The organism is Caballeronia grimmiae (assembly GCF_000698555.1).
Lineage (GTDB): Bacteria > Pseudomonadota > Gammaproteobacteria > Burkholderiales > Burkholderiaceae > Caballeronia > Caballeronia grimmiae.
Genome location: NZ_JFHE01000031.1, coordinates 1 through 22,813, shown reverse-complemented (window position 1 = coordinate 22,813; position 22,813 = coordinate 1). Strand labels below are relative to the sequence as shown.

The window sequence follows — 22,813 nt, the reverse complement described above, 5'->3', positions numbered from 1 at the left end:
AAGGCGCTATGAAATCGGAAGCTTTCCCGACCACGCGTATCCACGACGCGCGTAAATTGCAGGTATCCCCGCGTCGCCGACGCATCGACCCGAGCCGCCGCTGATCACCTCTGTGCGCGCGCTTCCCATCTTTTTCTATCCGCAGTGAGCTGCTTCCGCCACGTCTCCATCGAGCCGTGACGAAAGCGTCTCTCCGCGCGCCCGCTTTTCCCTGCTCACCCGAGCATCGAAAAACATCCAGCGCTGTACTGGCTGGACATCCCCTAGTGCGTCTTTTTCTGGAGAGAAAAATGCCGAAGCAGTTGGTATTGAAGGCGATGAAATCGCCCGGCTGGTTGGTCGCTGTTTGCTTTGCGTTGTGGCTTGCTGCGCACTCGTTCTTCGCCTTTCTGTTTGTTTCTGCCACCGTCGCTGTTTGGATCAAGAGATCCATCAAGGCGGCGCTGAAAGAAGAGAAAGCGGAGGATTCGAAGGCTCCCGCGCACGCCGTTGTCGCTTCGGCTCCCGCCGACGCCAACGTCACGCCCATCAAACGTCAGTACGCCAAGTCCGCAGTGGTCGTTCCACTTAAGACAGGCACCGACGACTAGTCGCTACGCCTGAATGTCAAGACTGCCCGCGCGGGCGGTCTTGACCCCTCACACCCCAACGGGAAACCATCCCGTTGCGGGCATGGGTTCCCGTTTATCGGAGATTCCCATGCAAGCAGAGGTAGCAGCATGGCAACTGGACATGTTCGACGCTCCACCAGCGCCGATCACGCGTGTCCGAGCCAAGCCTGACCCGCTCCCCGATCCGCATCTGTGGAGCGAGGCGGTAAAAGACAAAATGGTCGACGCGTTGATCAGTCTTGCGACTGACAGCAGACGCGGCGACAACATGCCCGAGTCGTTGATGGACTGCGCTGTGCTTTTCAGCGAGCGACTCAGAAACAGAAAGAAGATGGAACTCGAAGACTACCGAGCAACGCTCGGCTGGGTCATGGAGTTCTGGAGCGGGGCGCTGCCGTATCGGTATGTCTGCAAGATCAACGGCGTCGATCCTGAATTCTTGCAAGACATCATCCTAAGCAACCCGCTGCTCAAGCGCGACATGGAAGACGTGCGTCGCGAGTGCTTCGGCACGCTGGTGTAGGAGGCCGACGATGAGCACATCAACATTCGGCCGGCTGATCGGGACGCTTTTCGGAGTGACGCCGCAGCCGCAGCGTCGCAGCGACAATCCCACAAGCCATTCATCCCCGATTGAGGTCGGTAAGGGCGGTGCCAACGAACGGCACATCGCCATCGCAGGACAACCGATGCTGTTCCGCGACGAAGGTGGAGTCGTCGTGCAGTTTCGTCCGGCGTTCGACTACGAGCTGCGACCAACGGTTGTCGGCATGAAGCTGATACCGGCGCTCGCGCCGCACTGGCAAGTGCTGCGCGAGTACAAGGGCACGTTGACCGACGCCATTGCGGCTGCACTCAAGGGCGCTCATGCGCAAGACACGCCTTCGCCCGACGCCAAACCCGTTCGACTAGTCAATGTCAGCGACGCGCGACCCCGGCCAGAAGTTACGGACGCCGTCGTGACAGCGCCGCCTCGACCCGCTGAGTCATCACATCGGCGGACCGAGCGCGCGAGGTACGGGGTCTTGAGAGAGTGGGGCGAGAAACGATTCCCCGATGGCAAGCGCCCTGGCAAGACGTATGAATCGTTTTGCTTGACGCTCGAGCATCGCGGCGAGACGCACGTTCTCCAAGGTGAGGGCCTGCGCGACGCGATCGCGGAGTCGGCCTGTCGCATTGGCGACCGCGTTGAAGTCAAGCGGATCGGCAAAACTAAAGTGCCGGCAGTCGATGGACAAGGACGGCCCAAGCTAGATGCCCGCGGCGAGCAAGTGCTGTGGGACAAGTGGCTTTGGTCTATTTCCAAAAAATCTTAAAGGAGTTAGTTATGGCATCAGTAAACAAAGTAATCCTCGTAGGCAACCTCGGGGCTGATCCTGAGACGCGCTACCTGCCGAGCGGCGATGCGGTTGCAAATATCCGACTCGCAACGACCGATCGTTACAAAGACAAAGCCTCCGGCGAAATGAAGGAGCAGACCGAATGGCATCGAGTGTCGTTCTTCGGCCGGCTGGCTGAGATCGTCAACGAGTATCTGAAGAAGGGCTCGTCGGTGTACATCGAAGGCAGAATCCGCACGCGCAAGTGGACGGACCAAGCCGGGCAAGAGCGGTATTCGACTGAAATCGTCGCAGACCAGATGCAGATGCTCGGCGGCCGGTCTGCCGGTGATCGGTCATCTAATGACGGTTTCGAGAGCCAACGTCCTGCACGTCAAGAACGGACGCAGCAGCCGCGATCGAGCAACCCTGCGCCGGCGAATCGCGAACCGCAATCGACTTCGGTCGGTGGAGGCGGAGGCTTCGCAGACATGGATGACGACATCCCGTTTTGAAGTTCCGTAACCGAGAGTGTAAAGATCGACCCCCGCGGATTTCTGACACGGCGCGAGTGGGCCGCGATCTGATCCCGTAACGGCTCACCTCACCTCCTGTTTCTTCTCACCTTCGTTGCTTCGTCGAACCGGAAACGGTCGGCGGAGCCGCGAAGCGTCTCTCTCCTACGCGACACGGCCTCATTCGTCGCTACACCCACTTTCGCTTCCCCTGCTGAAAGAAGCCGCCCGCCGTGCTCGCCTGGGGCGAGTCGGACTGCTTTTTTGAGCACGGTTTCACCGCCTGTTCAGGCATCGACCTCAACCACACCACAACTGGAGTGACAATGAATGTGAAGGACATCAAGCTGTCCCCGGAACAGTGGATTGCGTTGCTCCAGAAGTATGGAGTGCCCGCAAGCTCACTGACCGGGAAGGGCGCACCCTGTCCCATCTGCGGCGGAAACGACCGCTTCACCTACGACAACAACCGCGGCCGCGGCGACTGGGTCTGCCGCAAGTGCAACGACGGCGACCGTAAGGCCGGCGACGGTTTCGAGTTGATCTGCAAGTCCGCGGGACTGACGTTCCGCGAGCTGATGGTCGAACTCGAAGGAGGGAGCCTAGCGGACGCTCGCAGAACTCGCGAACGCCCAGACGCGCCCGCGCCGGGCCGAAAGGTCGATCCCGAGTGGGCGAAGAAGCGCCTCGACTCGATGTGGGATCGCGCGACGCTCGTCGGGTCCGATGGCCTCGTGCCACGCTACCTGCGCGAGCGTGTGCCGGGTCTCACGGCACCGCCGTCTCTGGCGCTGCGCATGGGGATGCTCGACTACTGGCACGACAAGAAGGTCATCGGGCAGTGGCCAGGCATCATCGCGCGCTTCACGCTGCCGGACGGCCGTCTGGGAACGCTGCATCGCACGTTTCTAGAGCGCTCGGAGCCAGTTAAGGCGTCCATCGTTACTAACGATGGCGAGATCCTTCCTGCCAAGCTGAACGACGTGACGCTTCATAAGCTCAACGGCGGCGCAGTCCGGCTGATGGACCCGGTCGATGGCGAGATTGGCGTCGCGGAAGGTTTGGAGACGGCATACGCCGCGCACATGCTGTTTGGTGTGCCCGTCTGGTATTGCCTGAACCGCATCCTTCTTGCCGATTTCGTTGTGCCAGAAGGCCTTGGCATTCGTGTGGTTCATATCTACGCCGACTTCGATGCAGTCGATCCACGTACCGGGAAGTCACCGGGCGTCGACGCGGCGTTGAAGCTGGCGAAGCGCCTCCGCGCTGAAGGGTACACGGCTATGGTTCATCGGCCGAAAAAGCGGGAGACGGACTTCGCAGACGAGTGGTGTGCGTCTCATCGTATGCACGCGCCGACGTCTGCAGTGGTAGTGCGCCGCGATTCGCGCGAAGCACTGCGCGTTTGATTCTTGACGGCATCGAGGCCGCTAACTGTAACTTTCGCCCGGTGGGGATTCGTCCCCACTGGGGCCGCAATCCGCCCGAGCTTTTCCAATGGAGAAGAGGAAATGAGCTTTAGCATGATTGTTGGCCGGTATGAAATTGTCGCAACGTCCGGTGTCGAGAACGGCTCGGTCAGAGTAGGGAAGTCAGAGGCGGAAGCCTACGACGTGATCGACCGCAAACGCGGCGGTCATGCCCGGCTGGAGAAGCAGGGCGTCACGCTGGACACTGCTTGGTTTTACTGCATTCGTCGACAGGCGAGCGCACAAGGCGTATCTCTGCTGCATTGATACCCCCTGAAACAAAAGCCCCGACCGTTTGGTCGGGGCTTTTTTGTTTTTGCGGCTAGTAATCAGCGACTACTTGTAGCGCACGACGTACCACAAACGCCACCTTAGGACGAAAAACGTGATCTTCAAAAACGGAACGAGGATGCCAGTCGCCCAACACATGATGAACGCACTGGACCCGATCACCACCTGAGTGAAGCCGCTCTTCGGCAGGTGGGCACAGACCCACATCACGAAGAAAGACGCCATCACGATGATGATGCGTCGTGTGAAAAATGGCAGCGCCAAGAACCTAGCGTACATCATCGGCTCCTTCGGCTGAGCGGAACAAGGCGCGATGCAACAGATAAGCTGCCTCCCACGCAGCCACCGCGGTGGCCACGAAAATCCATATGCGAACGCCGCGCGTCCAGTCGGCTTGCGCCAGATTGTTGAGAATGTCCATAACACGCCTCAGTATTCGTTGGTTTGATAGGTGCACTGGCTGCACATAAATCCCATCTTGGCAGATACGCGGCGAAGTCAAGCCGCAGCGGACGGGCGAGCTTGGCAAGCCGTGATAATGATATTTCAATGCCACCACGATGAGCCCGACTGCGGCGCAGTCGGGAGATGGTTTATCGGCGCGACGAACGGTTATTCGGGCCAACGACACCGGTTGACTAAAACCCAGCGAACTGGTCAGCGATCTCATCGACATTGAAACGATGAGAAAGCAGCGTCACGACATCGTGGTCGGTTGCGCCCGAACATACTGCCGGATTGGCGATCATCGTGGTAGACGATACAGGAAGAGCAGAGGCGCTCGGAGCAGAGACCGCCTCAACGGACAGTTCAGCGTAGGCCGGCAACCGCCCACCTTTGCCCGCGGAGGTCAACTCGCGCCCGCCGATCGCGTTCCGCGCTGTGTCGTTGGCTAGTGAGCGGAGCACGGCCGCGCGCAATCGTGGATTGTGTTCATCCAGACGCTGATACAGCTCAGGGAAGAGAGCCTCGTCCACCGTCACCTTGATCAGCATCTTTCTTGTCATGCTGCCACTCCGAGCTTGCGCTCACGCGCAAGCGTCGACTCACCGACGATCAGGAAGCCCTTCACGTTCGAGAAGCACGGCGCGTCCACCAATTGAACTCGATTCTTCGGAAACGCTTCACGTACTGCTGACTCGTAGAGAGCTGCACCACCACCGCTCAAGACAATTGAGCGGACCGTACCGGTGCTGCCGACCTTTTCCTGGATTGTTTTGACGGTGCTCCGGATCACTGCTTGCGACTTTTCCAAGTACGGTGCGAGGTCAATCTCGTCGCTGTAAAAAAGGAACGGCTTCTTCATCCGCAGGCATTTATCCAGCTTCTCAATGTCGGTAACGATCTCGCCCTTTTCTTCGCCGATCAGCGATGCGATGTGCCTATAAACCTGCGATGCACCGCCAGGAACCCCTTTGCTACGCCCGTCGTTCATTGTGAAGCCACTTGCCACCACCCAGTCGGTCGTGAAATAGCCGACATCGATTACGATGTGTTCGTTTTCCCGATCGAAAGCATCGCCGCCGTACTCAGAAAAGGAGACGAGCGAACCGAGAGGCTGCGGGATGACTTTCACGCTGCCGATACGCACTTTGTGTTCACCAAACGTCAGCGTGCCGCTGAACGCGTCGCGCACGGAGTCGGCGTACTTGCCGATGCTATGAACTGGTAAGCCCAGAACTAGACGTTCGACCTCCGTCACGCCGGCGAAGTGAAGGGCGCCGTAAAGCAGCGCCGCGTAGTTCGGCGTTGTACAGAAGTCCTCAGACAGCGTCCGGCCTGCGTTCCCATAAGCTGACGATCGTTCAACGCCGGGACCGACTTCATACACTGTTCCATCGATTTCAATGGCAGCCACTTTGCGATCGGACAGCACACCGTTGGCGAAACTCGAGACCGCCTCGCTGACGCGAAGCGGGGCAAGCGACGGAAACATCATCGTCGCGAGGTCAGAGCCCATACGAAATGCGCATTTCGTATTGCCGTAACCGACATCAACCGCAAAAACCTGTGCTTTCATGATTCTCTCTCCAGAGTTGAAATAGTCCGTCGACAACAATCGGCCCCTGGCCCCTGGCCGGACCCTGCGTGGCCGCTACACGGGCCAAGAGCAGCATTCGGAAGAGTGAAGCCGCTCGTAAGCCCCTGTTTGGTCCCTGGTTGACCCTCGTTGGGGCCAAGCCGTGACGCGCACTGAGCGGCAAGTGTTGTTAGGGAACCTACCGGTACCCACTAGGGGCCAAGGCTGTTGCTGACGGACCTAATCTATCTGGAACGCCGCAATGTCAAGGAAGCAAAAGCTCGCTACATTTAAGCGGCTTTTGATGTTGCGTGTGGTCAAGGTGCCGATATTCTTCTACTTACCAACCGCGCGCATGCGCATCGACTCTCCTGAAAAGGATCATCGAGGGGACCGCTTTGCCTAGCGAAAACCCCTCTGTCACGGCCGCAAAATGAAGCGGCCTTTTTCTGAATCTAGTCAAGTTCAAAGCGACCCAAGTTGAGGACGCTGGACACGCGATATCCATTGGGTTTGCGGGCGGTTTTGCCCGAACCTTCGAGTTGAGACGGCTTGGGAGTGGACACGGACACGGTTCCGGTCGCTGCTGCTGAGTAGCTCAACGACGATGGACGCATCCCTACAGCACACGACGCTGGGTACGTTGCATGAGGCCCGACACACCGCGGCCGATTGAACGCGCTTTGGGATGGGGGATGAGTGAGCCACGGAAGGCAAACTCATCTCTGTACGGAAGACGAACGGTCGGCGCAACCGGAAAAAAAGCGCATAACGATTACCGAGCAAATGGCCAAGGTCGTGCTGTCGAAAGACGGGGTACACGGGCGCGCGAGTGCGTGCTCTGGCCGGCGCGGTAGCCGTAGCAGCGGCACAGCCGAGTCGCGCAGCGAAAAGCGCGCGATTGGACTGCTGACAGCAGCGGGGAAAAACACTCAACGACGAGAGGTGCCGCGAAGCGGGCCCGCGTTGATTAGCACCGGCAGTTGTCAGTGGCGGTCACCACGCGAAGCGTGAGACTGGCAGCACGCGGCAATACGGACGGTCGATGCACGTTTCTTCCACGTGCGGGGCTATCGAATGGAATCGCTAAAGGACAGGAAGGCAGGACCCGGCGGGGATACGCAGCGTGCAGCGCAGGCAGCACTCCGGGATAGGCTCCCGGGGCATTCGGCGCGGCGGCAAACGGCGGCGCACCGCGCAAAGACAGCGCACGGTCGTCAAATCGGCTTTCACAAGAGGACAAGGCAGTGCTGATGCCATCAAACAATTGTGTGCGTTCTCTGCGCCCCGGCGTTAGAGGCAGGGATGGACTTTGATGTCATCGCGGCAATTGGTACCAGCGACTGCGCGGAAGTGCCTAGCTCTACGGAACTTCTGCGGCGAGCGGCCTCGAGCTCGGTAACCACACAGGTTGCCCCGGACAACGCTGAACGCCGGCGAGCCAACGCCATTCGGTCCCTTCGGGAGACGGGTTACAGGCAGGGCGGGCGGTATAAAAGGATCTTCACGGGCATAGACCATATGTTCGAAGCCGAGGTCGCGTGGTCGATGTGGCGACTTGCCGCGAGGTACGGATTTGACGATGCACGCTCGAGGCGAAGAGCGTTGCGACACGCGGCCATTGCTGGCTGGGCCGCCGGATCGTGGCCGCCGAGCGAATCGCTGCTTTACGGCGCCGCGCTAAACGGCGAGTTTGCAAGCGCGTTTGAGAGAGGCCGGAACATGTACCTAGCGGCGCGAGAAAAGCTGAACAAAAAGGGGGATTGAAAAGTGACGGTGACTGTCTACGTGAAAGGGATTCTGGCTGACTACCCGGGGTTACGTGCCGATTTCAAATCGGCGCTCGACCTGCTGTTCACCGCCAATGTGAACCGCGTCCATAGTCGTACGCGAATCAGCAGCAAGCCCCTGTCGGTCAAGACCCAGGACTACCGCCTGCGCAAGCTTTGCCGGTCGTTCGTCGAGCTGCGCGAAAACGGATTCGCGCTCCAGTCGCCGTATGCTCTTAAGGAGAAGCACATCGAGTTCCTTGTCACGCTCTGGCACAAGAAAGGCCAGAGCCCAGGGACGATCGAAAACAAGTTGACGTACTTCCGCGCGTTCGCACAGTGGATCGGCAAGCCCAATCTCGTCAGAAAGCTATCGGACTATATCGATAGGGACGAGCACGACTTCCATCGGTCCTATGTTGCGACGGAGGACAAATCGTGGGAAGGCAACGGCATTAATGCCGCATCAATCATCGACGACATCGCGAAGACCGATCCGGTGGTCGCCGTGCAGATGAAGTTGCAGTCAGCATTTGGGCTGAGGGTCGAGGAAAGCTTTCTGCTGAGGCCAATAGACGCAGTGCGCAAGGACGGCCGGCTTAATGTGGTTCACGGCACGAAGGGAGGTCGAGGACGCACCGTCCCGATCGACTTCAAGCTTGATGTTCTGCGGGAAGCGGCAAACTACGTCAACAGCACTACCGGATCAACGATTCCGGACGGCTATACGAAGACCCAATGGAAGGACCACTTTTACACGGTGCTCAAGCGACACGGTGTGACGAAATCCGGTCTGGGCGTTACCTGCCATGGCCTCAGGCACGAGTACCTGCAACAGATGTTTGCGCGATACGCGGGTGTTGCAGCGCCGATCAAAGGAAGCGACGAAAGGGCGGACAAACTGATCCACAATGAAGCAATGCAAGCGGTGGTCGAGGCGGCCGGCCACAGCCGCAAACAAAAGGCGGGTGCTTACCTGTCGAGCTATTTCGTTCAGAAGAAGCTGAAAGCGCCGAAGGTGACGATCGAGCAGGTCTATGAGGCGCTCGCCGCTCACAACGGCGAGAAGAAGGCTGCTGCCGCCGCTCTCGGCATCTCCAGAACGGGCCTGTACCGCATTTTACAATGCGAAAAGTTTGCCGAATAAGGGGGGTGTGAATATTCGGCAAATTTTGTAACAGCGGTTTTCGCCTTTACTTTCAACGACTTCATCTCCGCGTCGTTTGAATGGGACGCTCTCCGGAGAGCGTCACTTTCGCGTTCTCAGTCCAAGAGCCAGCTCAACTGCGGACTTGTCATCGCGTGATACGTCAGGATCGCGCCGAGGGCGAGCAGCGTAAAAAGCTGCGGCGCTAGTTTGTTGCGGAGTCGGTAGGCGGCGACGATGTACTGGATGGGCGACATATTCGGTCCTTGTTTGCCGTGTCTAGTTTGTAGGTCCATTCAGTATGATCGGAACCGAATGAAGTCAAGTCACCAGCGGTTGCGGTCGGGGAGGTCATCGACCGCCTCGTTGACGCTGTTCTCAAAGTTGCCTTCGTCACCGCCTGTCGCGGGAATCCGGGGAAACTGGACCGAAGCGATTCCGTCAATATATATGCGCTTCGCTAGCTGCTGGAGCTTTCGATATCGCGCCGCATCGCGGAGGACTGTGTCGACTGGCCAAAACTCGCTCATTGTGACTTTGCTGTCGACGATTTTCTTGGCGAGCATCTGGAAAATGGGCCCGCGATTCTGCCAGTCGTCTTCGTTCCTCGAGAGAAGGTCAATTAGGTAAGCAGCGTCGACCGCGCTAATTTCTTTCCTGACAAGCTGAAGCAGATCTCCCTCGGTGGCTTTTGGCCGCCGCATCCGTGCATTCCAAATCTCGCCGGCCTTATCCAGTGCCGCGTAGCGGTCGTTGCCGATCGGTATCCAAGGCGTCTGCATCCCGCATTCTTCGCAGAAAATGCAGCAGACCTTCTCGTAAGGGACGTCGTACGGTGAGCGCGGTTCCATGTCTTGCATGGGCGGCGCCAGGCTGTTGCCAAGGCCAGCGAAGTCACGCTTCGGAGCCGACGGACGGCCGACTAATCGCTGGGAGAATCCGAAAGACCACTTTCCGCCGCAATGGTCGCAGGGAAACAGTTCGTCAGTCATGGCGCTGTCCTGTCGCCGGCAGTCCGGCGGTTCTAATATTTGTAAGCCGGTAACGATTATAGCGACCTGGGTTCGCGCGCCCGAGGGACTGCGCAGCGACGGTGGGACCTGAGATTGAAGTAGAGCCGACGGGCGAGACTGAAGCGATGCAAGTCGCGCGCTATCTCGCGTTTGCTGTCGGCCAGCCACATGTGCGTCAGACGGACAAGGCGATCCTTGGCGAATGCCTCGCCGAACTGCGGCACAGTAAGACTATAGGATCGACGAGCCGATCCGCCATAGAGCAGCATCGTCGAACCGGTTCGCAGGCACGAGGGAATCGGCTCAGCGCGCCGAGCGCTTCATCAGAAACGGCAGGACGAGCCCCGCCCCAAACGCAAGATAAACCGCCACGATATGGGCGACCGGCAAGTGATATTCGAAGCCCGGCGTGAAGCGCTTCGGAACGACGATATAGTCGCCCGCCGCCGCGGCCAAGGTCGTGGCGGCAGCAAGCGCGATGCGTCGGCCGTGCCCCTGTCCGTCGCGATGATTCATGGAACGGCGCGCCACCGCGACAGCCAGCGCGTTGCCAGCCGCCCATCCGATGGACATCAGTTGATGGATTGCAAGCCCGGTAAGCAGATGCCGCGGCTCCGGATGCGCCGTCTGGTTCGCTTCTTGCGGCCAGACCCAGTGGCTCACGGCGCTCACCGGAGCGGTCGCGCGCTTGCCGTGGAGGCGGCCGCACACCGCGAGCGCCGCCGTCGATAGCAGTCCGGCTGCAATGCCGGGCCAAAGAATGTCTTTCCTTGTGTCGATGCCCAGGGTCATGGTCATATTCCTCTCGGGTTCAACTGGACTCCTCGGTTCGCAAATCGCGGCGGCCTTGCTCGCGGATGGTCACTCGGTAATTTGCTGCGCGCGCCATCCGCTGGCGAACGCGGGTGCATCCAAGCAGTGCCGCTTCGTCGAGCTGGACTTCACGCGCATCGACGACCGAGCAACTTTGGTACCGCTTTTCGAAGGCGTCGATGTCTTGATCAACGCGGTCGGCATCTTCATGGATCGCACCGGCCACGACTTCCAGCGTGTGCATGCGGACGCGCCCATCGCGCTCTTTCATGCAGCGGTGCGAGCCGGGGTGCGGCGCATTGTGCAGATTTCGGCGCTCGGCGCGGACAAGCACGCCGCTAGCACCTACCACGTGACCAAGCGCGCTGCCGACGATGCGTTGCGCGCTCTACCGGTGTCATCGCTTATCGTGCAGCCGTCGCTGGTCTTTTCGCCGGACGGCGCCAGTACGAAGTTTTTCACTGCATGGTCGACGCTGCCAGTCGTCCCGCTGCCGGGGCGAGGCGCCCAGTCCATTCAACCCGTGCACGTTGACGACGTCGTCGCATTAGTGACCCAGGGCGCGATTGCCGTCGATGCCGTGACGGAAACCGTGGCCGCAGTCGGACCCGAACCGATGACGATGCGAGGCTATCTCACAGTACTCGCGGGCCTGGCCGGCGCATCAGCCCCGCGGTTCGTCGCGGTGCCGATCTCGCTCGTTCGGCTGAGCGCGCGCATCGGCGAGCACTTACCGGGGGGCTTCGTGAGCAGCGATTCGATCGGCATGCTGGAACGCGGCAACACCGCGCCCGCCGACGGCATCACACGCTGGCTGGGACGGCCGCCGAAAGCGCTCTCGCAGCTACGTGCGATGCCGCAAAGTCTCGGGCTGCAGGCGAAGCTCGCGTGGCTTCTGCCGTTGTTGATAGCGTCCATTGCGGCGGTGTGGATCTGGACGGCGATCGTTTCCGCATGGCTATATCCGCGAGCGGCGAGTCTGGATCTGCTCGCGAGAGTCGGCGCGCCGGACGGCACGCGCCTGTTGCTGCTCTACGCCGCTGCGCTTTTCGATCTGCTGCTCGGCGTGCTGTCACTCTGTTGGCCCGCGCGTCTCGGTCCTCGCAACCGACTTTGGCAAAGCCAGATCGTCCTGATTATCGTTTATACGGCGCTCATTAGCTGGCGCTTGCCGGAGTTCTGGCTGCATCCGTATGGTCCTCTCTCCAAGAACCTGCCGATGCTCGCGGCGCTCGTCCTGCTGATTCAACTGGATAAAAAGAACCGAAGGTGAGTTACCTCGTCATCAAGTGGGTGCATGTGCTGTCGTCCACGATTCTTTTCGGCACCGGCATCGGCTCAGCGTTCTATCTGCTGAGCGCGAGCCTCGGGCGCGATGCGCGCACGGTCGCTCGCGTAAGCCGTCTGGTCGTCCTCGCGGACTGGCTTTTCACGACGCCCACGGCAATCATCCAACCATTTAGCGGCTATCTGATGATGCGGCTCGTCGGCTTCCGGATGCAGACGCCGTGGCTTGCGTGGTCCATCGGGCTTTACGTGTTCGCGATTGCCTGCTGGCTACCGGTCGTGTGGCTGCAAGTCCTGATCGCGGCTGAAGCGCGAGACTGCGCGGCATCGCAGGCGCGGCTATCGCGCCGCTTCTGGCGGCTTATGGCGATATGGACTGTGCTCGGCGTGCTCGCTTTCGTCGCGTTCCTCGCGATCTTCTGGCTGATGGTTAGCAAGACGCTCTGAGGTGGCGCCTTGCGTCACTGCAATTGCCCGCTGCGCCGCACAGGCGATTGGCCCGCCGCGTCGGGGTCAGCGCATCCGCTCTCCTTTAGGCGGTGCGTCGCGGCTTCGACATCGGCAGTGTACGTAATCTCGTCGGCCATTGGATTGAAACCCGCGCAACGGTATTGCGCGAGATCTTGCCGAACTCGTTCGCGCGTAGCACCGGTGGCTGCGGCCGGCGCAATATCGGCGAAGACAGTTGACGAGCAGGCGGCCGTCAACGCGCAGACGAGCGCAATACGCTTACGGATGGCGGCAATTCGATGCATTTCGGTCACTCCAGGATCGCGGGACATCGGCCTCATCAAGCAACTGATGCGCCACGCCGCGGCTCAAGCCTCGGCCTGACGACGGGCTCAGCTCGCGCCAAGCTCGCCGCAACAGCTTCGTCTCCACGAGAAAGTGCGCTCGTTGCAGCCCGGGAGCACGAGTGCCATTCATGTCTGCCCGTCACCGGTGAAATGCCTCACATGGCATCGCGCGGCGGGCAGCAGGCGCGCAGAATGGGCGCTTCTTTCTTTGAGGAATCGACATGTCTCGCATCTTCATCACCGGATCGACGGACGGACTGGGGCTGATGGCCGCGCGCCTTCTGCTCCAACAAGGGCATCGCGTCGTGCTGCACGCACGCAATGAAGCCCGCGCCGACGATGCGCGCACCACACTGCCGGGAGCCGAAGCGATTGTGACCGGCGACCTCGCGAGCTTAGATGCGATGTGCGACGTCGCCGAGCAAACGAACGAGCTTGGCCGCTTCGACGCGGTCATCCACAACGCGGCGGTCGGATATCGCGAGCCGCGACGCATTGAGACGGTGGACGGTTTGCCGCTCGTATTCGCGGTAAACGTGCTTGCGCCGTACGTCCTCACAGCGTCCATCGACACACCCGCACGGCTCGTCTATCTGAGCTCGGGGATGCATCGTGGGGCCTCCGCCGGCCTCGACGATGTGCAGTGGGTGGCGCGGCCCTGGAACGGTGCTGAAGCCTATGCGCAGAGCAAATTCATGGACGTGCTCCTCGCCTTCGCGGTGGCGCGCTATTGGCCAGATGTGCTTTCGAATGCGCTCGAGCCGGGATGGGTCCCGACGAAGATGGGCGGCTCCTCCGCGCCGGACGATCTGAACAAGGCGCACCGCACGCAGGCGTGGCTCGCCTCGAGCGACGACGAAGCCGCCCGCGTCTCCGGCCGCTACTTTTTTCACATGCGCGAGCGCGCTTGCGATTCAGCTGCGCGAGACCGGGCGATGCAGGATCGGCTGATCGACGTGTGCGAGCGGCTATCGGGGGTGCCGCTTCGGCGGTGACGCATATCCGGGTTCGAAGGCAAGGCCATCTGCGCGCGTCCCTCAGCGACGGCTCAGCTGTCAAAGGCCCAAAGCGCCGAGCTAGACGCCAGGCGAGGCAATTATGCTGCTACCCGGTTCGCCGCGATCCCGTTGTAGTCTTCGTGACTGACGAGGCGCAGCGGTGCAAGGGACGGGGCGTCAAAGAGCAGGCGATAGGATCGGCCAACCGGCACAGAAACCAGCTTGCCGGCCGAGGACTTGATGAACTTTCCGTCGAGCGAGAATGGATGCACGCCGCTACTGACCTTTGCGAGCAGATCTCTTGCCTCTCGTTGTACGGCCGACAGGTGTCGCACCATGGACAGGTCAATCGGATCGTCGGGGGTCGAGACTCGCTTCGCCGCGCGCTTTTCTTCAATCGCCTGAAGTCGCTGGGCCTTCTGCTTCTCTGCAGCCGCGCACGCGTGGCAGTACTTGCCCTTGCCGCTGTGACCGCATTTGAAGGTTTGTTTCATCGTGCATTCCTAAGTCGTTGGTGAACCTATTGCACCACTGTTCGACGGTTGGTCAAGTGTCGGTAGACGACTTATTCGGGCTTCTTTTCGCCGGCAACATCGCATCGAGTTCTCGCGATAACTCTAGGATCCGAGCGTCGGCGAGCTGTATTCGAGATTTGAGCCGGTCGATGTGAGCCATCGATAATGCATACTGCTCGGACAGCATCGACAGCGCCCAAAATGGACTGAGCGTGATGTGGCAATCGGTGCACATAACGATACCGCCCTGTTCGACGAGCCGAAGATTGCGGTGTGCACACTTGGCCTCGACATGGCCGAGCGTGTTAGAAGCGGCGGCTCGCCTTTCGAAGGGAATGACCTTGCGCATCGACGCCTTTATGAATGACGCAGGCCGGCGTTGATGGGCGAAGTCTCGACGGCTGAAATGGCGTTGGGCGGGAACAAAACGCTGGAGATAGCGGCGTCGCGGCGATAGTGGAGTTCAACGACATCCAGGTATTCGCGGAAAGAGGCGGTGTCACCGGAAGCGACCGCCAGGTCCCGGTTCGCGAAGCGGAGGTCGGTCGGCGCGAACGCGTGCTGCTCTAGGCATTTAACGTGATCAACGTTGGGCAACCACCACCGGTTCCAACGGATGGTGAAAGCGAGCCATCCCTTGCCTGACCTCTCCAGTTCGTCCCAAGTCGCGTGAAAGTCGAGTATTGCACCGAGGGAACTGAAGAACACCGCGCGCAGGGACGTTTCGTCCGCAGCAGCAACGACGATCTGCTTGCGTCGTTCGTCGACCGCGTCAATGGTGCTTGCCATCGCGAGCGCGGGGTAATTCACTTGCCAGTCGGCGTTACGCGCGACCGCACGATTCAGGAAGAACGAGTTGGAGGCCATATTATCTGCTCGGCAGTTACGGATGCGCTCAAAGTATCCTAGAAGGAGCGGCCGTCAAGTCAACGGTCTAGGAAGCCGTACTGACGCGAGGTCGGCCGGCGGTATCCACTCAACGCACGGCTTTGCGTCGCGCGCGTACAGCGCCTGCTTCTCTTTCTTGCGGGCAAGGTATTGCTCATTGCCTTGCATCTTGGGGTGTGGTCGTGATCTCTTCTAGAAACGCATTGAACTCGGCGACAATGGCTCACCGCGCCGCACCGCTCCGACGCGGCGGCCGATTCGATAACGGGTGTGGAGGCGAAGAACGGACACGAGATCTCGTCGTGGTTTGGCCCGTCGTCAGGCCACCTTGCGAGATGAAGAAGCGCGCCGTAGCGTCGCACAACAAGGCGCAAGAGTCTGCCCGCGACGCGCTCCTGGCAGCGGCATACAGCGTAGCCGGGTGACTTCTTTGCGCGTTCCAGCTGGCGTGCGTACCGCGCCGGGTTGTCTTGAACGTCTTCGAGTGAGACTGTGAGTCCGTCAAATGACACTTGCACGATGTCTGGAGGCCTCGCTCAGTGTCAGGTCCACCTGATGCGCAGGAACCTTGTGTATGTGTGCCCGGGTCCCCAGGAGATTGGCCACTTTGCGTACGCTCAGGCAAAACTGCTCGGCGTGCTCGCCGCTGGGAAAGCGAAGGCCGATCGTCTTTACAGCGCCGGGCGCTGCTTGATCGCGCGAGAAGACGGAGCCGGTACCGACCAGCGCGTCGATCCAGCTGTCGGGGAAGCCCGGAGACGGTACGGAGTCAGCACGTGCGCCGGCGGGGTCCTTCGTGAAGTCCTCGAAGCTAACAACGATCAGATTCATCTTGTATCGGTAAAGCGAGGTTGGATGGCACGGCGCTAGGCGGCAACGGTGTCGGCTTCGCGCGTCACTCGGCCGCGAGCCACGTGCGCGTCGTAGAGCGCAACGGCTCCCATGATGGCGACAATCGCGCTGAGGCCACATGCCGCCAGCAAAGCGGCCAAGCGTTTTTCGTTGGCAGCGAGTTCCGCAGCGCGCAGTCTCTCTGCTGAGTCCAGGTCACGTCGCTGCGCTGCTAGGGCTGCAGCAAGCGCCGTCTCGTCCCTGAAGCCGTATTTCGACAGCAGCGACGGACGGCCAGCGGCCGGGACGTGTTCCATCGCGTCGGACAAGCCCTGGAGTCGTGCAGCGATGCTGGTATCAACAACGACCTGAACGGCTGAACGTTCGATCGTGAATTCGCGCGCGACAACGCTGACCGCTCCGGTCATGCCGATGGCTGAGGCACTAAGGAACGCGATGGTCGCAATGTGACTTACTTTCATGGACGTGCTCGAAGGGATTGCACGCACGCGCGTGCACCTCGGAATTCTGATCTCAGCAGGCCAGCGGCGGACCGGCGAAAGGGACCGAAATCGTTGCGCCTTTCGAGGAGGATGCGTGCGCTCACGCGTTTTCCGCCGATTGCGGATGTATCGCAAACATCGGGCGGCGGCTGAGGTTATCCCCAAGGTTAGCCACAGAAACTGTGGATAAGGTTTTCAGGCCTTAGCACGAAAGACACCATGAAGAGATCGCCTTTCGTGTCAGCGGCGGAACCTCGTGCATGTACTGTTGCACTATCACCCGCGCTTCTAGCGCATCGACGATGCGGCGCCTAGCAAGCTCACCGCGCAATCAATTTCCTTTTTCAACCCGCAGGGGCATGTCCCCTTCGCGGGCGTGCGCCTGCTCATTCCATGGAGCAATCGCATGTACAAGCAATTAATCGAGCAATTTAAGACGGCACAAACCGCGGCAGCAGCAGCCTATGGCGCTGTTGTTCAGGCGGAGCGCGATGTCTTCGCAGACGGACTGACCGAGTATTCGGCGATGGAAGTCCGAAGCGAATACAAAGTCGAGCGCGAGCTCAACACGTTCTGCCGACGGCTGCTCTCGCGGCTTGTGATGGAGGCAAGCCGAAAGTTCGCTCCCCCCGGCGGCAGAATCGAGATCGATCAGAGTCGCGAACTCGACCGATGCGGCCTCGATATCGAAGAGGATCTGAGGAAGAACAACATCCCTGACTTGGACGGCTTCTGGCAACACCTCGAGCGAACGTTCGGTGGTGAAGCTGGCGAGCGCGTTGCGTTCGAGCAGGCAGCCAAGGCCATCATCAACGGCTTCTGGCTCAAGCCCGATACCGAGATCAAGCGCACCAGCAGCGCGGTGATTCTCGAAAAGCGCGTCACGTCCCAGTCGTGCTTCCATTCGAAGGGGCAACGCGAGGTCTATTACTCTTCTCAGCAGGCGGTCGCCACAACCTTCGACGGCTTGGCGACCTTCGCGAAGAAGCATCAGTTCGGCGCGCTGGCGATGCAACTGCGCAACTTCAGCGTCCACCGATTGACGTTCTCCACTCGCGAGAAGCTGTCGTTCACGGGGCTGGAGATCGTGCTGTTCAACGACAAATGGCAGTTCAAGTTCGCTCACGACGTGGGTGACGCGTTGTCCCTTTTCATTAGTGAGTTCGGCGCCGAGTACCTCGCCTCGCGCGACCGGTACTAAAGCGTCCAACGTTCCATCCTTTCGACCCGCTTCGGCGGGTCTTTTCATTTCTAGAGGCATTTCATGCAGAGAGATCTCTTTTCGTTCGAGCGGGATTGGTATGAGCCGTTGCGTGCGATCAGAAGTTTGGGATCGCAGGCGCCGTCGGTCGCCCACCAGGGCGAGCTGGCCGCGGCACGGCGTCAGCACCTCGGGCAGTTTTTCACGCCCGACGCCATTGCGGCGTTTATGTGGAGCTTCGTGAGCGGCTGGAAGGTCAATCGGCTTATCCGGATCCTGGATAACTCGGTCGGCTCCGGCCGGCTGCTTCAGTACGCAGACCCGGAACGCCATGCCGTGTACGGCGTCGACGTCCACGCTGACGTCATCCAGCAGTGCCAGAAGGTGTTTGAGGACGCGGGGTTTCATTGCGAGTTCCGGCAAGCCGGTATGGAAGACATCCATCCCGCCCGCTTCGATATCGCACTGATTAATCCGCCGTTCTCGATCCATCTCGAGTCGCCGCATCTGCAGACGGTCGAATGCACGACGTGGGGCCGGTACGGCGCGCACACCAGCGCATTGAGCCACGATTACGCCGTGCATCAGGCGCTGGAGGCGGCGAACATCGTCGTCGCGCTCCTGCCGATCACGACCGCCGAGTCGATGGTCGCGGGCGAGCAGGGCGACCGCTTGAAGCGCCGCGCGGCAGGCCTTTTCGAACTGCCGGCGGACGCGTTTAAGCTCGAAGGCGCGAACGTGCGCACGGCCGTCGTGGTGTTCGACCGCTACCGCGATCGTCCGTCGGACTTCGTACGCGCGGTCGTCGACGATCTGGCGAAACCCGGCCCGAATCTCGGGCTGCACTTCGAGGAACGTTCGTTCGGCGAAGCTCAGCTGCGGCTGCAAAAGCTCGATGACAGCGTGCCGTTCATCACGCGTGCGGTCACGGGCGACAAGTCGGTCAAGGTCTCGCACGATGGCCGGCGGATTCGCTTGTCATTCGCATGCGGCTTCAACGAAGCGATGGTGCTCAACGCGATTCTTGTGAAGCGCATCTACTCGCGCGACGGCCACCGGCTGCCGCGCGGCTTCCGTTACTCGGGCCAAGGCTTGCTTGATATGGAAACGTATCTGGTGCAAGACGATCCGGTCGCGGCCTTTGGTCAGCTGCTCGACCGAATCCGCAGCGTCGGTGGCGAGCCGCAACTCTCGCCCGGCTTCATGGAGCACTTCCGCAGACGCATGCGGCGTAGCGCGCGCCAGGCAATACCGCTAAGGCACGTGGCGTGGACGACCGGTGCGGGATCGCGAGATCAGGTGTCGGGCATCGCGAAAGAGACCCACAAGGTCGATGCGACGCGCTGGGCCAGTCCGCTCGTCAAGGCGGGCGATGAAGTCCAGTTTGATCGTGAAGCCGACGGGCGGTACCGATACGCGCTGCATGGCGTTTGGTATCAACTGTCTGTCGACGAGCTCAATGCGCGGTTCGCGGTCGAGAACGTCAGCGAGGGATGGGAAGTGGTGCACGAAGGTCTGTGCGCGCGCTTCCCCGACCAAGCAGCGGCGCTGCGCTCGCGCGTGAAGGTGCTCGGCGTCGATCAGTGGCTCGATTGGGAGTTTCAGGTCGATGATCTAGTCGAAACGCTGTTGAAGCCGACCGGTTGCGTCGTTGCATGGGAGCAGGGCTGCGGCAAATCCCGGCTCGCGTTGGCGCTGATCCTCGTCTCCGGTGTGAAGCACGGACTCATCGTTGTTGAGTCCCGGCTCATCGAGGAGATGTTGAAGGAGATCGGCCAGTTGCCGATCGCGGCCGATCAGGTAAAGGTAATCGAATCGGCGGCGGACCTTGGTGACCTCCGGCGAATCAACCTCATCTCGTATGAGCGCCTGCGTATGCCGGTGGACAAGGCGGCTTCGTCGCGGGTGACCTATGCGCACCGGCTGCGTCGTCGCATCGGACTGCTGGTGGCCGACGAAGGCGAGCGCCTCGCCAATCCGACTAGCGATCAGAGCCGCGCGCTCTGGCAGCTTTCGGCGCGACGACGCTTCGTTTTGACGGGAAGTCCCATACCGAATTATCCGAGAGATGCGTTCGGTTTGATCGCGTTCTCAGGCGGTGATGGGACGGCGGCCCAGCCGTACGGTTATCGCGCGGGCTATCTCGAGCAGAACTGGATCAATTCGGTGGAGTACGCGATGCGCGGCGTCGATCGATTCAGGGATGACTTCGTGGTGCTGGAGTGGGTGACGTGGCAGTTCGCGGAGAGCCTGCAGGATGGGGCGAAACGCGAGGTGCCGAAGATCGGCAATTTGCATCTGTACCGGGCGATGCTTGCGCCGCACATCAAGCGGCGGCTGGTCGCAGAGCCCGAGGTGTCGCGTTACATCCAGATCGAGCCACCCGAATTTGAGGTGGAAACGGTCGACTGGGATCGCGGGCATCTGGCCGCGTACCTGCGGGCTGCCGATGAGTTCGCCGACTGGTATCGCTCATCGCGCGATGACAAGAAGGCGTGCAACCTTGTCACGATCCTCGCTCGTATCCGTGCCGTTCACTTCTCCGCCAACTACCCGCAGTTCGGGATGGATGGCGTGGAGTACATCGGCGGGCTGACGAGCAAGCAACGCGCAATTGTCGCGCGCATGCGCGCGATCGCGGCCGAAGACAAGCAAGCAATCGTGTTCGCCGAAAACCCGGGCGTGCTCGATCTTCTGGCGCGCGAGCTGGATGCGCATGGGGTGCAGACGGTCCCGTTTCATGGCGAGATCCCGATCAAGCGTCGCGTGGCCGATAAGGACAAGCGCTTCTTGGGCGGACTGGCAACCGGGCTGATGGCCACGAAGGCATCGGGCCGCGCCGGTTACAACCTGCCGAACGCCGACTACATCCTCTTCTACGACCGTTCGTGGACGTGGCGCATCGAGTATCAGGCGATGCGGCGCGCGCTGCGATGGAACCGGAAGGGCGTGTTGAAGGTGGTCTATTTCCACCTACCGGGAAGCATCGACGAGTATCAGGACCAAATGGTCGCGCACAAACGTGATGCGACGCAGGCGGGGCTGGACTGGGCGACGCCGGAACTGGACGACGAGACCTTCCTTCATATGGACTCCCTGCTAGATCGTTTTGTCGATGACCTTGCATTGTTGTCGGCGGAAACGTCCGGTGACATGCGCAAACTTTTGAAGGAGGCAGCGTAAATGCCGAAGGACACAAACGTGTATGTGGTGGTCGGGGAGGGCGTCGTCACGGTTAAACGTGAAGGCTCCAATCGCGCTGTGCTGGCGAAAGTCCTCGGCAAGGTGCAAGTCGATGGGGTAGAGGTGCTCTGCCTTGACCGCCTCGTCCATGAAAGCCATGAGCAGCAATTCGGCGAGTGGACGTTGGCGGGCGCGGTCACGACTCTGCTGTCTCGATCGATGCCGCCCCCGACTGGCGCGGCGGCATAAGACACGGTGGCATCCTCGGATGCCACTCGTCACATCCTTTAATCAAAACCCGGCTCTCGAGCCGGGTTTTTTTGTTCTTCGTGGGATTTCGGGAACTGGCTGTATGCGACCCGCAGCAGCCGCCCTCATGAGTGTTGCTTCGAGGGCAGCTCTCAGGTACACAACGGACTTTCATTCGATCGCGCTCGCGCAGCCGTGTCGCTACTCCCCCAGATATGCCGCGCGTACTTTGGGATCGTCAAGCATCTGTTTGGCATCGCCGGTCATCGTCACCGTGCCTGAATCCATCACGTAGCCGCGATTCGCCGCCTGCAACGCGAGCCGCGCGTTCTGCTCCACGAGCAACACCGTCAGACCTTCCGCCGAGATCTCGCGCACCACATCGAAGATCTTCTCGACCATGATGGGAGACAGCCCCATCGAAGGCTCATCGAGCAAGAGCAGCTTGGGCCGCGACAACAAAGCACGAGCCATCGCAAGCATCTGCTGCTCACCGCCCGACAACGTGCCCGCATACTGCGACGCGCGCTCCCTCAAGCGAGGAAAGAAGCCGAACATACGCTCTGTATCCTTCTGAATGCCGTCGTTGTCTTTGCGCAGATACGCGCCCATCTGCATGTTTTCGAGAATTGACATGCGCGCGAAGATGCCGCGGCCTTCCGGCACCATCGCGAGGCCGCGCTTGAGCAGTTCGTGCGTCGGCACGCCCTTGATCGAGTGGCCCATGTACTCGATATCGCCGCTCGAGTATGGCTTGAGACCCATGATCGCCTTCATCGTCGTGGTCTTGCCCGCGCCGTTCGCGCCGATCAGCGTGACCAGCTCGCCCTGCCCGACTTCCAGATCGACACCCTTCACCGCCTGGATGCCGCCGTAGTTCACCTGCAGACCCTTGACCTTCAACATTGCGCTTGTGATCGCCATTTAGTGCACCCCCGCACCCAGATATGCCTCGATCACCTTCGGGTCCTTCTGCACGTCCTGCGGCAGACCTTCGGCGATCACCTTGCCGTAATCGAGCACCGTCATGCGGTTGCACAATCCCATCACGAGTTTCACGTCGTGTTCGATCAACAGAATCGTCTTGCCGTCCGAGCGGATCTTGTCGAGCAGACGCGTGAGTTCGACCTTTTCCGTCGCGTTCATGCCGGCGGCGGGTTCGTCGAGCGCGAGCAGCTTCGGATCGGTCGCGAGCGCGCGTGCGATCTCGAGACGCCGCTGGTGACCGTACGACAGATTGCGCGACGTGTAATCCGCGTACTGGAGCACGCCGACGTATTCGAGCAGTTCGAGCGCGCGCGCCTTGATCTCGCGCTCTTCACGGCGCTCCGCGGGCGTCTGGAACACCGCGCCGATCAGACCGTGCTTCGTGCGCACGTGACGGCCGACCATCA

The 22,813-nt window shown here is 60.6% G+C and carries 28 protein-coding genes; 13 read left to right on the top strand and 15 right to left on the bottom strand.

The genetic code is table 11. From position 1 onward, the window contains the following. The first annotated feature begins 290 nt into the window (after nucleotides 1–290). The 6 genes from BG57_RS23505 (at nucleotide 291) to BG57_RS23480 (ending at nucleotide 4,181) form a co-directional block, all read left to right on the top strand. Nucleotides 291–590 (top strand): hypothetical protein, encoded by a 300-nt coding sequence (locus BG57_RS23505; protein ID WP_035968644.1) that lies wholly within the window; start codon nucleotides 291–293, stop codon nucleotides 588–590. A gap of 109 nt (nucleotides 591–699) precedes the next feature. After that, nucleotides 700–1,134: a hypothetical protein gene (locus BG57_RS23500; RefSeq protein WP_035968643.1), complete on the top strand. Its 435-nt coding sequence runs from the start codon at nucleotides 700–702 to the stop codon at nucleotides 1,132–1,134. 10 nt (nucleotides 1,135–1,144) lie between these two features. Continuing rightward, nucleotides 1,145–1,927 (top strand): hypothetical protein, encoded by a 783-nt coding sequence (locus tag BG57_RS23495; protein ID WP_052005959.1) that lies wholly within the window; start codon nucleotides 1,145–1,147, stop codon nucleotides 1,925–1,927. Between the two features lie 11 nt (nucleotides 1,928–1,938). Then, nucleotides 1,939–2,445 carry a single-stranded DNA-binding protein gene (locus BG57_RS23490; protein WP_035968639.1) on the top strand — a complete coding sequence of 169 codons (507 nt, stop codon included), beginning with the start codon at nucleotides 1,939–1,941 and terminating at the stop codon, nucleotides 2,443–2,445. Between the two features lie 326 nt (nucleotides 2,446–2,771). Next, nucleotides 2,772–3,854 (top strand): primase-helicase zinc-binding domain-containing protein, encoded by a 1,083-nt coding sequence (locus BG57_RS23485; protein ID WP_035968638.1) that lies wholly within the window; start codon nucleotides 2,772–2,774, stop codon nucleotides 3,852–3,854. Nucleotides 3,855–3,956: 102 nt separating this feature from the next. Continuing rightward, the gene (locus BG57_RS23480) at nucleotides 3,957–4,181 is read left to right on the top strand and encodes a hypothetical protein (RefSeq protein WP_035968637.1); all 225 of its coding nucleotides are present in this window, start codon (nucleotides 3,957–3,959) and stop codon (nucleotides 4,179–4,181) included. A gap of 292 nt (nucleotides 4,182–4,473) precedes the next feature. Here the strand turns inward: BG57_RS23480 and BG57_RS33105 are convergent, their stop codons facing one another. The 3 genes from BG57_RS33105 to BG57_RS23465 form a co-directional block, all read right to left on the bottom strand. Further along, nucleotides 4,474–4,626 carry a hypothetical protein gene (locus tag BG57_RS33105; RefSeq protein ID WP_160174744.1) on the bottom strand — a complete coding sequence of 51 codons (153 nt, stop codon included), beginning with the start codon at nucleotides 4,624–4,626 and terminating at the stop codon, nucleotides 4,474–4,476. A 217-nt stretch (nucleotides 4,627–4,843) separates the two neighbouring features. Continuing rightward, nucleotides 4,844–5,212 (bottom strand): hypothetical protein, encoded by a 369-nt coding sequence (locus BG57_RS23470; RefSeq protein ID WP_035968635.1) that lies wholly within the window; start codon nucleotides 5,210–5,212, stop codon nucleotides 4,844–4,846. Next, complete coding sequence (locus BG57_RS23465) at nucleotides 5,209–6,225, bottom strand: PRTRC system protein D (RefSeq protein ID WP_035968634.1); 1,017 nt, start codon at nucleotides 6,223–6,225, stop codon at nucleotides 5,209–5,211. Before BG57_RS23465 ends, BG57_RS23470 begins: the two co-directional genes overlap by 4 nt. Nucleotides 6,226–7,995: 1,770 nt before the next feature. On the opposite strand from BG57_RS23465, the gene BG57_RS23455 reads away from it, so the two are divergent. Next, nucleotides 7,996–9,141 (top strand): integrase domain-containing protein, encoded by a 1,146-nt coding sequence (locus tag BG57_RS23455; protein ID WP_035968632.1) that lies wholly within the window; start codon nucleotides 7,996–7,998, stop codon nucleotides 9,139–9,141. A gap of 116 nt (nucleotides 9,142–9,257) precedes the next feature. Here BG57_RS23455 and BG57_RS33100 read toward each other — a convergent pair whose 3' ends face one another. The 3 genes from BG57_RS33100 to BG57_RS23440 form a co-directional block, all read right to left on the bottom strand. Beyond that, nucleotides 9,258–9,398, bottom strand: coding sequence for a hypothetical protein (locus BG57_RS33100; protein WP_156903314.1), 141 nt, complete (start codon nucleotides 9,396–9,398; stop codon nucleotides 9,258–9,260). Between the two features lie 69 nt (nucleotides 9,399–9,467). Next, entirely contained in the window at nucleotides 9,468–10,133 is a 666-nt protein-coding gene (locus BG57_RS23445; RefSeq protein ID WP_035968627.1) for a Lar family restriction alleviation protein, read from the bottom strand. 324 nt (nucleotides 10,134–10,457) lie between these two features. Next, nucleotides 10,458–10,952 (bottom strand): hypothetical protein, encoded by a 495-nt coding sequence (locus BG57_RS23440; RefSeq protein WP_229754098.1) that lies wholly within the window; start codon nucleotides 10,950–10,952, stop codon nucleotides 10,458–10,460. Here BG57_RS23440 and BG57_RS23435 point away from each other — a divergent pair. Then, entirely contained in the window at nucleotides 10,945–12,240 is a 1,296-nt protein-coding gene (locus BG57_RS23435; RefSeq protein WP_035968625.1) for an SDR family oxidoreductase, read from the top strand. The two genes, BG57_RS23440 and BG57_RS23435, sit on opposite strands and share 8 nt — an antisense overlap. After that, entirely contained in the window at nucleotides 12,237–12,701 is a 465-nt protein-coding gene (locus tag BG57_RS23430) for a DUF2269 family protein (RefSeq protein ID WP_035968624.1), read from the top strand. Before BG57_RS23435 ends, BG57_RS23430 begins: the two co-directional genes overlap by 4 nt. Nucleotides 12,702–12,715: 14 nt before the next feature. Here the strand turns inward: BG57_RS23430 and BG57_RS34335 are convergent, their stop codons facing one another. After that, nucleotides 12,716–13,009 carry a DUF4148 domain-containing protein gene (locus tag BG57_RS34335; protein WP_160174743.1) on the bottom strand — a complete coding sequence of 98 codons (294 nt, stop codon included), beginning with the start codon at nucleotides 13,007–13,009 and terminating at the stop codon, nucleotides 12,716–12,718. A 263-nt stretch (nucleotides 13,010–13,272) separates the two neighbouring features. Between BG57_RS34335 and BG57_RS23425 the strand changes: the two genes are divergently transcribed. Continuing rightward, nucleotides 13,273–14,046, top strand: coding sequence for an SDR family NAD(P)-dependent oxidoreductase (locus BG57_RS23425; protein WP_035968622.1), 774 nt, complete (start codon nucleotides 13,273–13,275; stop codon nucleotides 14,044–14,046). 101 nt (nucleotides 14,047–14,147) lie between these two features. On the opposite strand, the gene BG57_RS23420 is transcribed toward BG57_RS23425, so the two are convergent. From BG57_RS23420 to BG57_RS23400, 6 genes are read right to left on the bottom strand one after another with little or no spacing between them, the layout of a single operon-like run. Beyond that, on the bottom strand, nucleotides 14,148–14,543 hold the full coding sequence (locus BG57_RS23420; RefSeq protein ID WP_035968620.1) for a DUF7682 family zinc-binding protein: 396 nt from the start codon (nucleotides 14,541–14,543) through the stop codon (nucleotides 14,148–14,150). Between the two features lie 52 nt (nucleotides 14,544–14,595). Continuing rightward, on the bottom strand, nucleotides 14,596–14,913 hold the full coding sequence (locus BG57_RS23415) for a hypothetical protein (RefSeq protein ID WP_035968617.1): 318 nt from the start codon (nucleotides 14,911–14,913) through the stop codon (nucleotides 14,596–14,598). Nucleotides 14,914–14,921: 8 nt separating this feature from the next. Then, the gene (locus tag BG57_RS31265; RefSeq protein ID WP_229754099.1) at nucleotides 14,922–15,431 is read right to left on the bottom strand and encodes a hypothetical protein; all 510 of its coding nucleotides are present in this window, start codon (nucleotides 15,429–15,431) and stop codon (nucleotides 14,922–14,924) included. 59 nt (nucleotides 15,432–15,490) lie between these two features. Then, nucleotides 15,491–15,964 carry a DUF1173 family protein gene (locus tag BG57_RS34250; protein ID WP_338151983.1) on the bottom strand — a complete coding sequence of 158 codons (474 nt, stop codon included), beginning with the start codon at nucleotides 15,962–15,964 and terminating at the stop codon, nucleotides 15,491–15,493. Continuing rightward, on the bottom strand, nucleotides 15,954–16,283 hold the full coding sequence (locus BG57_RS23405; protein WP_035968616.1) for a hypothetical protein: 330 nt from the start codon (nucleotides 16,281–16,283) through the stop codon (nucleotides 15,954–15,956). Before BG57_RS23405 ends, BG57_RS34250 begins: the two co-directional genes overlap by 11 nt. A 35-nt stretch (nucleotides 16,284–16,318) precedes the next feature. Further along, on the bottom strand, nucleotides 16,319–16,765 hold the full coding sequence (locus BG57_RS23400; RefSeq protein WP_035968615.1) for a hypothetical protein: 447 nt from the start codon (nucleotides 16,763–16,765) through the stop codon (nucleotides 16,319–16,321). Between the two features lie 427 nt (nucleotides 16,766–17,192). Here BG57_RS23400 and BG57_RS23395 point away from each other — a divergent pair, with 427 nt between their 5' ends. The 3 genes from BG57_RS23395 to BG57_RS23385 all read left to right on the top strand — a co-directional run bounded on the left by BG57_RS23395 (nucleotide 17,193) and on the right by BG57_RS23385 (nucleotide 21,419). Further along, nucleotides 17,193–17,987: a hypothetical protein gene (locus BG57_RS23395; RefSeq protein ID WP_035968695.1), complete on the top strand. Its 795-nt coding sequence runs from the start codon at nucleotides 17,193–17,195 to the stop codon at nucleotides 17,985–17,987. A 63-nt stretch (nucleotides 17,988–18,050) separates the two neighbouring features. Then, nucleotides 18,051–21,170: an SNF2-related protein gene (locus BG57_RS23390; RefSeq protein ID WP_035968613.1), complete on the top strand. Its 3,120-nt coding sequence runs from the start codon at nucleotides 18,051–18,053 to the stop codon at nucleotides 21,168–21,170. Then, on the top strand, nucleotides 21,171–21,419 hold the full coding sequence (locus BG57_RS23385; RefSeq protein WP_035968612.1) for a hypothetical protein: 249 nt from the start codon (nucleotides 21,171–21,173) through the stop codon (nucleotides 21,417–21,419). It abuts the gene before it with no gap. 201 nt (nucleotides 21,420–21,620) lie between these two features. Here the strand turns inward: BG57_RS23385 and BG57_RS23380 are convergent, their stop codons facing one another. Both BG57_RS23380 and BG57_RS23375 read right to left on the bottom strand, forming a co-directional pair. Continuing rightward, a complete protein-coding gene (locus tag BG57_RS23380; RefSeq protein WP_152562675.1) occupies nucleotides 21,621–22,325 on the bottom strand; it encodes an ABC transporter ATP-binding protein in 705 nt (234 codons plus the stop codon). Nucleotides 22,326–22,343: 18 nt separating this feature from the next. Then, nucleotides 22,344–22,813, bottom strand: a 470-nt coding sequence (locus BG57_RS23375; RefSeq protein ID WP_035968610.1) for an ABC transporter ATP-binding protein, incomplete at its 5' end; no start/stop codon positions are given.